Here is a 13,444-nt window from a genome sequence, read left to right on the forward strand (position 1 = left end):
TATATAAAACAGCGCCAAATGTTGCTTTGCATAGGCAAGATCGGCGGCGAAGCAGGCCGCCATGATGATAGTTAGACTAATAAAACAGGGGTAAAACGGGTATAATGCGCGCAAAGGAAAATCCGCAACACCATGATCGTGCCGTACCTACCTTTAACCCGCAGCCACGCTGCATCAACCACCTTCCAACCATGTTGATACTGCCGGGTTCCAATGCCCTGTCCGTTTTCCGTAGTCACCGCCTGTTAACCCAATTGCAAACCGTGCTGCCAGGCATCACGTCGGTGCAAGCCCGTTATGTCCATTTCATCGATGCCAGCGCGCCGCTGTCGAGCGACGACCGCAACCGCCTCGATGGCTTGCTGACCTACGGCGAGCCGGCCGAAGCCGACCTCACCGATGGCCTGAGCGAGGAATTCTTTGTGATTCCGCGCTTCGGCACGATTTCGCCGTGGGCCTCCAAGGCCACCGACATCGCCCACAATTGCGGCATGGCGCACATCAAGCGGGTCGAGCGGGGCATTGCTTTCCGTATCAACTTGAAAGCCGGTATCCTCGGCAGCAGCATCGGCGCGGCCCGGAAACTGTCGGACAGCCAGGCCCGCGAAGTCGCCGACTTGCTGCACGACCGCATGACCGAATCCGTGCTGCGCAACGCCGACCAGGCGGCGGACTTGTTCCGCACGCTGGAAGCGCGTCCGCTGGAATCGATCGACGTGCTGGGCGCAGGCAAGGGGGCGCTGGAAAAAGCCAATATCGAACTCGGCCTGGCCATGTCGGAAGACGAAATCGACTACCTGGACGCCGCGTTCACCAAGGCCGGCCGCAACCCGACCGACGTCGAACTGATGATGTTCGCGCAAGCGAACAGCGAACATTGCCGCCACAAGATTTTCAACGCCGACTGGACCATCGACGGCGTGGCCCAGCCGAAATCGCTGTTCGGCATGATCAAGAACACCCACGAATTGCAGCCGAAAGGCACCGTGGTGGCGTACAGCGACAATTCGTCGATCATGGAAGGCGCCACCGTCTCGCGTTTCTACCCGCGCGGCGACAGCCACGAATATGCGGCCTCGACCGAATTGACGCACACGCTGATGAAGGTCGAGACGCATAACCACCCGACCGCGATCTCGCCATTCCCGGGCGCCTCGACCGGCGCCGGCGGCGAAATCCGCGACGAAGGCGCGACCGGCCGCGGCGCCAAGCCAAAAGCGGGTTTGACCGGCTTCACCGTCTCGAACCTGTCTTTGCCAGACGCCGTGCGCAGCTGGGAAACGGCAGCATCCGTGACGGCGCCGCTGGCTGGCCGCGCCGAGGCTGATCAATACGGCAAGCCGGACCGCATCGCGTCGGCGCTGCAAATCATGATCGAAGGCCCGCTCGGCGGTGCCGCGTTCTCCAACGAATTCGGCCGTCCGGTATTGGGCGGCTACTTCCGCAGCTACGAACAAAATGTCGGCCCGAACGGCGTGTTCGGCTACCACAAGCCGATCATGATCGCCGGCGGCATCGGCAATATCTCGGCGCAGCACACCCATAAAAACGATATCCCGGTCGGCAGCCTGCTGATCCAGCTGGGCGGCCCTGGCATGCGCATCGGCATGGGCGGCAGCGCCGCGTCGTCGATGACCACCGGCAGCAACACCGCCGACCTGGACTTCGACTCGGTCCAGCGCGGCAACCCGGAAATGGAGCGCCGCGCCCAGGAAGTCATCAACGCCTGCTGGCAAATGGGGCTTGATAATCCGATCATCTCGATCCACGACGTGGGCGCGGGCGGCTTGTCGAACGCGTTCCCTGAAATCACCAACGACGCCAAGCGCGGCGCGATCTTCGACTTGCGCAAGATCCCGCTGGAAGAAAGCGGCATGGCTCCGAAAGAAATCTGGAGCAACGAGTCGCAGGAACGTTATGTGCTGGCGATTGCGCCGGACAATCTGCCGCTGTTCAAGGCGCTGTGCGAACGCGAACGCTGCCTGTTCGCCGCCGTCGGCGTGGCCACCGAAGAGCGCCAGCTGAAACTGATCGATACCGATCTCGGCAACGAGCCGGTCGACATGCCGATGGATGTCTTGCTCGGCAAGCCGCCAAAAATGCAGCGCGACGTGGTGCGCGTGGCCAACGACTTCCCGCCGATCGACCTGACCGGCCTGGAACTGGCCGACGTGGCGCAGCGCGTCTTGCTGCTGCCGACCGTGGCCGACAAATCGTTCCTGATCACCATCGGCGACCGCAGCGTGGGCGGCATGACCGTGCGCGACCAGATGGTCGGCCCATGGCAAGTGCCGGTGGCCGATTGCGCCGTCACCGCGATGAGCTTCGAAGGTTACCTGGGCGAAGCGATGGCGATGGGCGAACGCACCCCGCTGGCCGTGATCGACGCGCCGGCCTCGGGCCGCATGGCGGTCGGCGAAGCCGTCACCAACATCGCCGCCGCCGCGATTGGCGATATCTCCGACATCAAATTGTCGGCCAACTGGATGGCCGCGTGCGGCCAGCCGGGCCAGGACGCGGCGCTGTACGACACCGTCAAGGCGGTCGGCATGGAATTGTGCCCGGCGCTGGGCATCAGCATCCCGGTCGGCAAGGATTCGCTGTCGATGCGCACTACCTGGAAAGATGAAGAACACAGCAAATCGGTGACGTCGCCGGTCTCGCTGATCGTTTCCTCGTTCGCGCCGGTGAGCGACGTGCGCAAATCGCTGACGCCGCAAATCAGGACCGATGCCGGCGACACCAGCATCATCCTGATCGACCTGGGCCGCGGCAAGAACCGCCTCGGCGCCTCGGCGCTGGCGCAAGTGACCGGCCAGCTGGGCAATGAAACCCCGGACGTCGACAGCGCGGACGATTTGAAGGCATTCTTCGGCGCGATCCAGCAATTGAACGGCGACGGCAAGCTGCTGGCCTACCATGACCGTTCCGACGGCGGCCTGTACGCGACGCTGGCCGAAATGGCCTTCGCCGGCCATACCGGCCTGTCGATCAACCTCGACATGCTGACCCTCGAAGGCGAGCATGCGTCCGACTGGGGCGACGCCAAGAACTGGGCCGGCCAGGTGGCCGAACGGCGCAAGGAACTGACCTTGCGCGCCTTGTTCAGCGAAGAGCTGGGCGCCGTGCTGCAAGTGCGCGCCGAAGAAAAATCGCTGGTGATGGACGTGCTGCGCAGCTTCAACCTGGGCGCATGCAGCCACATCATCGGTAAGCCGAACGAGCGCGACGTGATCGAATTCACCCGCGACGCCAAGCTGGTCTACACCCAGCCGCGTGCCGAACTGCACCGGCTGTGGAGCGAAACCAGCTGGCGCATCGCCCGCCTGCGCGACAATCCCGCCTGCGCCGATGCCGAATACGACCGCTTGCTGGACCAGCACGACCGCGGCATGACGCCGGTGCTGACCTTCGACCCGTCGGACAACATCGCCGCGCCATTCCTGGCCAGCGGCGTGCGCCCGCGCGTGGCGATCTTGCGCGAGCAGGGCGTCAATTCGCACATCGAAACCGCCTACGTGATGCACCAGGCCGGCTTTGCCGCGGTCGACGTGCACATGAGCGACCTGATCGCCGACCGCGTCAAGCTGGACGACTTCCAGGGCGTGATCGCGGTCGGCGGCTTTTCGTACGGCGACGTGCTGGGTGCGGGCGAGGGCTGGGCCAAGACCATCTTGTTCAACAGCAGCCTGTCGGATCAGTTCGCGCGCTTCTTCAGCCGTGGCGACAGCTTCGGCCTGGGCATCTGCAACGGCTGCCAGATGATGAGCAACCTGAAATCGATCATCCCCGGCGCGCATGCCTGGCCTAAGTTCACGCGCAACAAATCGGAGAAATTCGAAGGCCGTTTCGCGATGGTCGAAGTGCTGGATTCGCCGTCGATCTTCTTCCAGGGCATGGCCGGCACCCAGGCCGGCATCGCCATCGCCCACGGCGAAGGGTATGCCGACTTCTCGCAAACCGGCGACATCAGCCAGGTCACGGCGGCGCTGCGTTTTGTCGACCACCAGGGCCAGGCCACCGAAGCGTATCCGTACAACCCGAACGGTTCGCCGCAAGGCTTGACCTCGGTGACCACGCCGGACGGCCGCTTCACGGTGCTGATGCCGCATGCGGAGCGGGTATTCCGCTCGGTACAGCAATCATGGCATCCGCAATCGTGGGGCGAGGACTCGCCGTGGATGCGCATGTTCAGGAATGCCCGCAAGTTTGTCGGGTAAGTGTCGAATAGGTATGGAATAAGCGTGAAATAAGCATCGAATAACAGCCAGGGGCGTTGCGCCCCTGGGCTGGATATTCAGTCCAAAAACCGCTGTCGCGATGACAGCGGTTTTTTTTTCGCCCGCTGGCCATGGCGGAGCATGGCCAGCGCCAAACGGGCGTGCAACAGCCCGCAATCGGGCAGCGATGCATCCGCTGCTCCGGCCTTGAAAAGTGACTATCCAATCAATAGTATCCGCTCAAATAATTATTGTATAGATGTAATAATTCATAAAAACAACATTTTCGGGAAAATTTTTAAATTACGATTAACCGTTACTTTTCATTACATCCGTATGACAAAATCATTGGGCCTGATTAAAAAACATCGGGTTTCAATCATAAAAATTGATATTTTTATAAAAATATCTATAAATCCGGGAGTGTGTTTTGAGTAAACAACTAATACTGAAGAAAAGTGTCATCGCTGTTGCGCTGACCTTGGTGTCCTCGCAGTTTTTTCCGGCATATGCACAATCATCGGCTCAGGCAGAAAATAAAGGCGGCGTAGAAAAAGTCGTCGTCACGGGTTCCAACATCAAGCGCGGCGCGGATCAGGAAACGTCGTCGCCGGTGCAAGTGATCTCGCGCGAGGAAATCACGGCGATCGGCGCCAGCACCGTCAAGGATATCCTCGATACGCTGACGGCGAATACCGGCGCCTTGACCGACCTCGGCGGCGGCAATTCCTTCGCCAGTGGCGCTTCCGGCGTTTCGCTGCGCAACCTCGGCAAGGGTTCCACGCTGACCTTGCTCAATGGCCGGCGTATTTCCAACTACGGTTTTGCCGACGGCGGGCAAGAAACCTTCGTCAATATCGATACCTTGCCGACCGAAATCATCGACCGGATTGAAGTGCTGCTCGATGGCGCCTCGGCGATCTATGGCTCGGACGCCGTCGCGGGCGTGATCAACGTGATCACCAAGCGCGAGTTCCAGGGCGTTACGCTGAAGGGCGGCGCGCGCCAGTCGCTGGTGAACAGCGTGATGAACAAGGATCAAACCGCATCGATCACCGCCGGCATCGGCGACTTGCGCACCGATGGTTATAACGTTTTCGGTAACCTGGAGGCATTCCACCGCTCGCCTTATTCAGACCGCGCGATCGAAAAATCGGTGCCGAGCTGGTATACCGACTACGTCAACCCGAGCTTTGGCGTGAAGTCCAGCTATTCTTACCCAGGCAACTATGTCGGCCGCTATCCGGCCAACTATGCCGATCCGGCCTTGGCCGGCAAATCGTTCAACACGCCTGCGCCTGGTTGCGCTCCAGAAAATATCACCGGCGGTCTGTGCCGTTTCGACCAGTACGACCGCCTGGGCGCCCACGCCGAAGCCAAGCGCTACAACTTCTTTGGCGGCGGACGCTTGAATTTGTCGAATGGCATGCAGGCGTTTTCGGAAGTTACCTATTCCGACACCACCACCAGCTACTACAACGCGCCGCCGATCATGCAATACACCGGTTCGGCCAGCACCTGGTACAGCGTCAAGGACCAGGCGCTGAAAAGCTTTACCGAGCCGCGTTTGCCGGTGGGCCATCCCAATAATCCATACAGTTTCCCGGTCGAATTGCGCTATCGCTACGCCGACGATCCGAACATGTTCAAAAGCGTGGCCCATGCCAAACAATACCGTGTGATGGTCGGCCTGGAAGGCTCGGACTATGGCTGGGATTGGAACACCGCCGTCGGCGCGATGGCGTCGACCGCCGACAACCAGATCCGCGGCCCGAAACACGCGGCCAATTACCTGGCGGCAGTGTTGAGCGGCGAATATAAATTCGGCGGCCAGAACAGCGCTGAATTGTTGAACCGCATGTTCCCGACAGTGGTGTTCGGCGGCGAAACGAAGCAAGTGTTCATCGATGCGCGCGCCACGCGTGAATTGATGGCCTTGCCTGGCGGTCCGCTGAGCCTGGCAATCGGCGGCGATTTCCGCACCGACAAGTTCAATGCCTATGTCAGCGACAATATCGCCAACGCCGAAATCGTCGGTTACGGTGCGATCAATGTCGAAGGCTCGCGCCATATGAGCGCCGCCTACGCCGAATTGAATGCGCCGCTGACCAAGGCGCTGGAAGTGAACGGCGCGGTGCGCGTCGACAAGGTAGGCCAGACGGAAACCTCGATCGTGCCCAAGGTGGGCATGCGTTTCGAAGTGACCAGGGGCTTGATCTTGCGCGGCACGGTAGCCCAGGGTTTCCGCGCGCCGAATGCCGCCGAGACCGGCAAAGTGGCCTTGTCCGCGTTCCAGAACAGCATCCAGGATCCGAAGCGCTGCGCCACCGCGCAGGCCATGTATGCGGTACTGAACGCCAGCAGCAATCCACTCGACAAGGCCGACGCCTTGCGCGTGCGCGACAGCCTCGGTTGCGCCACCAGTTTTGCGGTATCGACCGACGGCAATGCCGGCCTGGCGCCTGAAAAGTCGAAGAGCTACAACTTCGGCGTGGTGCTGGAACCGACCCGCGACCTGACCCTGACGCTGGATTACTACCGCATCGAACGCCGCAATGAAATCGGCACCAAGAGCGTCGACCAGGTGCTGAGCAGCGAAGATGGCGTGCCAGGCAGCGTGCAGCGCGCGCCCGTCTCGGCCGACGACCAGGCCGTTGCCGCGCGCGTCAAGGAATTGTCCGGCAAGGATTTGCAATTCTCGGTGGGCCGCGTCAGCGCCTTGTCGCAGCGTTATGAAAACCTGAACAAGACCCGCGTCTCGGGCCTGGACATGGAATTGACGCACCGCTGGAACCTGGGCAGCGCGGGCCGGCTGTCGTCGTCGATCCGCGCCAATTACCAGCTGGACTATCGCAGCTGGGATACGGTGACCAACGACTACACGGAAAACCTGGTCGGCACCTATGAAAACTATCGCTACAACATCCGCGCCACCAGCAACTGGAAAAAAGGCGCGTGGAACGTGGGCGGCGCGTTGACCTACTTGCCAGGCACCAAGCTGATCACCGACAAGTATGACCAGCGTTATACGGCGCAAGGTTGTGAGGACCGCAATTTCCCGGCCGATTATTGCAAACTCGATAAGGACTATGTGGTGGATGCGAACTTGAGCTATGCCGGCTTCAAGAACTCGACCATTTTGTTCTATATCAATAACGTGTTCAACCGCGCAGCCGTGGTCGACCTGCGCGCCAGTACTTCGATTCCTCCGGTACGCGGCCGTACCGCTCGTGTTGCTTACGAGTACAAGTTTTAATCTCGGCCTGAGCCAGGCCGGGCTGTTCGCATAAAGTCCGGCTGGCCTGATGAAAATCCCCGTTCCAGGACGGGGATTTTTTTTGGAGGAGGGTTAAATTTCCTGAAAAATCGTCATGCCTTGCGCAGCCGGTAGTAGGCGATCGAGGTGGCCACGGCCAGATAAATAGTCAACACGGCCAGCGCGCTGATGACATCAGTGAAGTCGAGCCGCTTGGCGCGCAGCCAATGGGCCATCATGATGACGACGGCGGCGCACAGTGCGTTCCAGCCATGTTTGCGCAACGTATTAAAGAATGCCAGTCGAAGGTTTGTCATTTTTTATGTGATCAACGTTGTGTGCCTGGACCCGCGAGTGATACTGCGCGGCTTATGCTGCGTCGTCGTCAGACCGACTTGCTGTCGATATTGCCACTGGAAAGTTGATTGAGCAATAGCAAAGCCAACTTGGCCACGGTTTACATGATGGATTGTTGTATTGCAGCCTCTACCGTGTTGCCGCCGCTATTTGTAAATTTTTGTTGATCATTCAGATTGAGCGGCGCGGCCTGATATAGTCTGGCAATTGTTTTTCGTGTGCAACACTAACCTGGAAGGTAGGCATTTTATGAAGAAAAGTTTTGTGGCTTTACTCGGCTCCAGCCTGTTGATGGCGCTTGCATTGCAGGCGCAAGCGGCGGATGCGGTGCAGCGCATCAGTCCATCGCCGGCCTTTCCTTATTCCAAGGCCGTGAAAGCGGGCGATACCGTGTACGTGTCCGGCCAGCTGGGTACCGACGCCGACGGCAAGCTGGTGCCGGGCTTCGAGGCGCAAGCCCATCAGGTGATGCGCAACGTCGGCGCGGTCTTGAAGGAAGCAGGGCTAGGGATGGACGATGTGGCCAAGTGCACCGTATTCATCAATGACATGAGTAATTTCCCGGCCTTCAATGACGTCTATAAAACCTATTTCAAGGCGGGAAAATATCCGGCGCGCAGCGCGATGGGCGTGAATGGCCTGGCGCTGAAGGCCGATCTGGAAGTAGAGTGCATCGCTTACCAGCCGGCACATTAAACGACGCGGCTGAAGGCCGGCAGCCTGTGATTGCGGGCCTTCAGCCAATCCGGACTTGCCGCGCAGGTTTGCAAGCAGCCGGTCCGGCGACGTTTTATTCAGCCGGGGAACATGGGTATACCGATTACCTGGCAATCGCCGGGTGATCTTATTCCGGCTTGAATGGCCGGCCAATAAAAAAGCGCCCCGCGGGGCGCTTTGTGGCATCGCAGTAAAAACCGGTTACTGGATTTTTGCTTTTTTGATCAAGTCTTCGCGCAGGGTGCGAACGCGGCCTTGTTGCAGCGATTCGGCGATCTGGCCTTTGACTTGTTCGAATGCCGGCAGCTTGGTTGGACGGGTTTCTTCCAGCTTGATCACGTGGAAACCGTATTCACTCTTGACCGGGGTTTCGGTGATCTGGCCTGGTTTCAACGCGGTCAGCGCATCGGCGAACGGTTTGACGTAGGAAGCAGGGCTGGCCCAGTCCAGGTCGCCGCCATTGGCTGCGGAACCGTCTTTCGATACTTTCGCCAGTTCTTCAAACTTGGCGCCGCCTTTCAGCTTGGCGATGATGTCTTTCGCTTCCGCTTCGGTGCCGACCAGGATGTGGCGGGCATGGTATTCCTTGTCGCCGGCTTGCGCCTTGAACTTGTCGTATTCAGCCTTGATTTCGGCATCCTTGACGGGATTTTTCTTGACGTAGTCGGCCAGCATTGCATTGATGATGATGCTTTGACGGGCGTTCTCGACTTGCGCCTTGACTTCAGGACGGGTGCCGTAGCCTTGTTTGTCGGCTTCCTGTATCAACACTTCGCGGCCGATCAGGTCTTTCTTGATCGCATCGCGCAATTGTGGCGAATCCGCTTGTTTGCCTTGTGCAACCACTTGCTTGACGACCTGGTCCAGGCGCGAGCTTGGAATGGCTTTGCCATTGACGGTGGCGACGTTTTGGGCGTAAGCCGGAATGGCGGCGACCGCGACCAAGGCTAACAACAGGCTGGCTGGCTTCAGATTCATGTATAACATCCTATTAAAGTAATAATCGACACGCTTGCGTTGAAAGACGCAATACGCTGGTTCTAATCACGCAATACGCGACCGGCGCCCACAAGGGGCGCCGGCCGGTATGACATGATTACTGGATTTTGGCCTTTTTGACCATTTCTTCTTGGTACGCTTGCAATTTCTTTTGTTGCAGCGCTTCGGCGATCTGTGGCTTGACTTCTTCCAGCGACGGCAGTTTGGCCGGGCGGGTGTCATCCAGTTTGATCACGTGGAAACCGTTCGGGGTTTGTACCGGGGTTTCGGTGATCTGGCCGTTTTTCAGACCGACGAAGGCATCCGAGAAAACTTTAGGGAAGGACGAAGGCGATGCCCAGTCCAGGTCGCCGCCGTTTTCAGCCGAACCGGTGTCTTTCGACGCTTTGGCCAGGTCTTCGAACTTGGCGCCGCCTTTCAGCTTGGCGATCACGTCTTTTGCTTCCGCTTCGGTGGCGAGCAGGATATGGCGCACATGGTATTCCTTGTCGCCGGCCTGGGCCTTGAATTTGTCGTACTCAGCCTTGATGTCCGCGTCGCTGACCGGGTTCTTTTTCAGGTAGTCGCCGACCAGTGCATTGACGACGATGGCTTGACGCGCATTGTCGATTTGCTGCTTGACCGCTGGATCCTTGCCGAAACCTTGTTTTTCAGCTTCTTGCATCAGCACTTCACGACCGATCAAGTCTTTCTTGATCAATTCGCGCAGTTGCGGCGAATCAGGTTGCTGACCTTGTGCCACGACTTGCTTGACGACTGCGTCAACGCGGGACGACGGGATAGGCTTGCCATTGACAACGGCAACGTTTTGCGCGAGAACAGGTACCGCAACAACGGCGAGAAGTGCGATCAGCAAGCGGGCTGGCTTAAAAGTCATTATTAAATCCTGTTAGGGAAAGTTCGTAAAAAACGCGTTGATGAAATTAAATTGCAATTACTGCTGTTTGTTCACTTTTGTTTAATTGGGTATGGCGATTTTCATACTGCGTTAATCGCTGTCCATTATCATACTTCGGACGGCGCCAAAGCCACAATAGCCAATGCATGAATCTCATTATGCATCATATCGTGCACGGAATCATACACGAGTCGATGGCGCGTGACGAGTCTGAGCCCTTCAAATTGACTAGAAACAATCCGTAAATTGTAATGGCCGCCGCCGGAAGCCGCGCCGGCATGTCCGGCGTGGCGTGCCGAGTCGTCTTCGAGCACACATTCGACCGGGGACAGGGCGCTTTCCAGCCGGCTTTTAATACGTTCGATGCGTTCGCTCATGTTTCCTCCTTGATGTGTTTTGCCAGGAACAGGGTTTGGCAAACGATGAAGACAAAGAAAATCCCGGTTGCGCCAAACGCCTTGAAGCTGACCCATGCCGCCGTATCGCCGGCATAGAATACGAACGCGACAAACAGGTTCAGCGCGCCGATCGCGGCAAAAAACGTGATCCATGCGAACAGCAGTTTTTGCCAGACGTCTTGCGGCAGCTTGACTTGCGATTCCATGGTCTTGCGGATGAAGTTTTTCTTGAAGAAAACGTGACCGACCAGCAGCGCCAGGCCCGACAGCCAGTAGATCAGCGTCGGTTTCCACTTGATGAAGTTGTCGTTGTGGAAGTAGATACTGGAACCGCCAAACACCACGAACACCACCAGCGACAGCCACAGCATGCCGTCGACCTTGCGTTTGCGGGCGATCAGGTAGCCGACTTGCAGCGCGGTGGCGACGATGCCGACCAGCGTGGCAATCATCAGCGGCGCCTGGTCGGGCTTGATGATGCCGCCGGAAATGACGCCGGACAGGTATCGCTCCACCAGCGCATGGGCCGCCGCCTGATCGTGCCCCGCTAATTTATAGGCAATAAAGAAAGCCAGCAGCGGGAAAAAGTCGAACAAAAGTTTCATCGTTTATTTACCGATTGTAGTAATAAGGGAAAGGTGATGCTTAATCTTGCGGGTCAAAACGCAGCGATGCCGAATTGATGCAATAACGTAAGCCGGTTGGCGGCGGGCCGTCCGGGAACACATGTCCCAGGTGGGCGTCGCACACGGCGCAGACAATTTCGGTGCGCACCATGCCATGGCTGCGGTCGACGATTTCAGTCACATGGGCCGGATCGAGCGCCTTGAAATAACTCGGCCAGCCGCAGCCGGAATCGAACTTGGTGTCGGAGGCGAACAGCGGCGTGTTGCAGCAGACGCAAGTGTAGATGCCGTGTTCGTGGTGATCCCAGAATTTGCCGGTGAAGGCGCGTTCGGTGGCGGCGTGGCGCGTGACCTCATATTGCATCGAGTCGAGCATGGCGCGCCATTCGGCATCGGTCTTTTTTACTTTGGCGGTGGTCATAATAGTGGTGGTTTATCAAAAAAGTTAAGAAGAGCAGCTCACTTCCAGATGACTGGCCCAGTCCGGCGGCAGCGCGGCATACTGCTCATGCCCCGGCTGTTCATCGAACGGACGCTGCAGCACCTGCAGCAGGCGCGCCACTTCAGTAAAGTCCTTTTGCTGCGCTTTTTCAATGGCAACTTGCGCCAGGTAGTTGCGCAATACGTATTTTGGGTTAATCAAGTTCATCGCCACGCGGCGGCTGCCGTCGTCGCTGGCTTCCAGGCGCAGCCGTTCGCGGTAGCCGACGGCCCAGGCGTCAAAGGCCGGGCGGTCGATGAACAGGTCGCGCAGCGGCTCGTCTTGTTCCGGGGCATGGCTGCGCAAATCGCCGAGGCGGCGGAAGAACAGTGTGAAATCGACATGATTGGCTTGCATCAGCGCAAACATGCTGTCGAACAGCGCCGTATCGTCGGCTTGCACCGTGGACAGGCCCAGCTTTTTATGCAGCAATTCATCCATCTTGGCGGCAAAGGCTGGCTGGTAGACGTCCAGCGCCGCTTGCGCGGCAGACACTTCGCCAATCAGCGGCAACAAGGCCTGGCCCAGCGCATAACAATTCCAGTGGCCGATTTCCGGCTGCATGGTGTACGAATAACGGCCTTGCTGGTCGGTATGGTTGCAGATATGGCGCGCGTCGAACGCTTCCATGAAGCCGAACGGGCCGTAATCGAGGGTCAGGCCGAGGATCGACATATTGTCGGTATTCATCACGCCATGCATGAAACCGACCGCCTGCCAGTGCGCGATCATGTGCGCGGTGCGGGTCGATACTTCCGCCAGCAAACCCTGGTAGGGATTTTCCTGCTGGCGCAAGTGCGGATAAAAGCCGTCGATCACATAATCGACCAGGACCTTCAATTCGTCTTTTTTATTTTTGTAAAACCAGTGCTCGAACGAGCCGAACCGCACGAAGCTGGGCGCCATGCGGGTGACCACGGACGCGGTTTCGACCGTTTCGCGCATCACGCCCTGGTCGGAACCGGTAATGGCCAGCGCGCGCGAGGTCGGGATGCCGAGTGCGGCCATCGCTTCCGAGCACAGGAATTCGCGGATCGACGAGCGCAGCACGGCGCGGCCGTCGCCCATGCGCGAATAGGGCGTGGCGCCGGCGCCTTTCAATTGCAATTCCATCGGGCCGCTGGGCGTGGCCAGTTGACCCAGCAAGATCGCGCGGCCATCGCCCAATTGGCCGGCCCAGACGCCGAACTGGTGGCCGGAATACACGGCCGACAGCGGCAGCGCGCGTTGCGGTACCATGTTGCCGCTCAGCACGGCGATAAAATCGTCGCTGGACAGGGCGGACGCATCCAGTCCCACCAGTGCCGCAGCGGCGGCGCTGGCGGCGACAAAGTAGGGCGCGGGCAGGGGTGTGGGCATCAAGCGCGTAAAAAACGCGGGCGGCAAGGCCGCGAATGAATTGTCCAGTGGCAGGCTGTGAGCAGTAATGGCGGTTCCGTTCTGTTGGTGGTAAGTCTCGGGTATGGATTTTACCGCACCGTGCCAGTTTATT

General features: G+C 58.8%; 11 protein-coding genes. 4 read left to right on the forward strand and 7 right to left on the reverse strand.

Annotated features, from left to right (window positions below; genetic code table 11):
- The first annotated feature begins 191 nt into the window (after positions 1-191).
- The 3 genes from purL to GJA_RS11195 all read left to right on the forward strand — a co-directional run bounded on the left by purL (position 192) and on the right by GJA_RS11195 (position 7,476).
- Entirely contained in the window at positions 192-4,220 is a 4,029-nt protein-coding gene (gene purL / locus GJA_RS11190; RefSeq protein ID WP_038492125.1) for a phosphoribosylformylglycinamidine synthase, read from the forward strand.
- A 141-nt stretch (positions 4,221-4,361) separates the two neighbouring features.
- Positions 4,362-4,658 (forward strand): hypothetical protein, encoded by a 297-nt coding sequence (locus GJA_RS27275; RefSeq protein ID WP_144241488.1) that lies wholly within the window; start codon positions 4,362-4,364, stop codon positions 4,656-4,658.
- Positions 4,651-7,476, forward strand: coding sequence for a TonB-dependent receptor domain-containing protein (locus tag GJA_RS11195; protein WP_081905349.1), 2,826 nt, complete (start codon positions 4,651-4,653; stop codon positions 7,474-7,476). The genes GJA_RS27275 and GJA_RS11195 overlap by 8 nt, the downstream gene beginning before the upstream one ends.
- 113 nt (positions 7,477-7,589) lie before the next feature.
- On the opposite strand, the gene GJA_RS27280 is transcribed toward GJA_RS11195, so the two are convergent.
- Positions 7,590-7,793, reverse strand: coding sequence for a hypothetical protein (locus GJA_RS27280; protein WP_144241489.1), 204 nt, complete (start codon positions 7,791-7,793; stop codon positions 7,590-7,592).
- A 289-nt stretch (positions 7,794-8,082) separates the two neighbouring features.
- Here GJA_RS27280 and GJA_RS11200 point away from each other — a divergent pair, with 289 nt between their 5' ends.
- Positions 8,083-8,529 (forward strand): RidA family protein, encoded by a 447-nt coding sequence (locus GJA_RS11200; protein WP_081905350.1) that lies wholly within the window; start codon positions 8,083-8,085, stop codon positions 8,527-8,529.
- Between the two features lie 222 nt (positions 8,530-8,751).
- Here GJA_RS11200 and GJA_RS11205 read toward each other — a convergent pair whose 3' ends face one another.
- The 6 genes from GJA_RS11205 to GJA_RS11230 all read right to left on the reverse strand — a co-directional run bounded on the left by GJA_RS11205 (position 8,752) and on the right by GJA_RS11230 (position 13,311).
- Positions 8,752-9,528 carry a peptidylprolyl isomerase gene (locus GJA_RS11205; protein WP_038492130.1) on the reverse strand — a complete coding sequence of 259 codons (777 nt, stop codon included), beginning with the start codon at positions 9,526-9,528 and terminating at the stop codon, positions 8,752-8,754.
- 118 nt (positions 9,529-9,646) lie between these two features.
- Positions 9,647-10,426, reverse strand: coding sequence for a peptidylprolyl isomerase (locus tag GJA_RS11210; protein WP_038492133.1), 780 nt, complete (start codon positions 10,424-10,426; stop codon positions 9,647-9,649).
- Between the two features lie 128 nt (positions 10,427-10,554).
- Positions 10,555-10,824, reverse strand: coding sequence for a BolA family protein (locus GJA_RS11215; RefSeq protein ID WP_038492135.1), 270 nt, complete (start codon positions 10,822-10,824; stop codon positions 10,555-10,557).
- Positions 10,821-11,450 (reverse strand): septation protein A, encoded by a 630-nt coding sequence (locus tag GJA_RS11220; RefSeq protein WP_038492138.1) that lies wholly within the window; start codon positions 11,448-11,450, stop codon positions 10,821-10,823. The genes GJA_RS11215 and GJA_RS11220 overlap by 4 nt, the downstream gene beginning before the upstream one ends.
- Before the next feature lie 40 nt (positions 11,451-11,490).
- Positions 11,491-11,892, reverse strand: coding sequence for a peptide-methionine (R)-S-oxide reductase MsrB (gene msrB, locus GJA_RS11225; protein WP_038492141.1), 402 nt, complete (start codon positions 11,890-11,892; stop codon positions 11,491-11,493).
- Positions 11,893-11,916: 24 nt separating this feature from the next.
- On the reverse strand, positions 11,917-13,311 hold the full coding sequence (locus tag GJA_RS11230) for a protein adenylyltransferase SelO (RefSeq protein ID WP_038499522.1): 1,395 nt from the start codon (positions 13,309-13,311) through the stop codon (positions 11,917-11,919).
- Positions 13,312-13,444: the final 133 nt, after the last annotated feature.

It is taken from the genome of Janthinobacterium agaricidamnosum NBRC 102515 = DSM 9628 (assembly GCF_000723165.1).
Classification (GTDB): Bacteria; Pseudomonadota; Gammaproteobacteria; order Burkholderiales; family Burkholderiaceae_D; genus Janthinobacterium; species Janthinobacterium agaricidamnosum.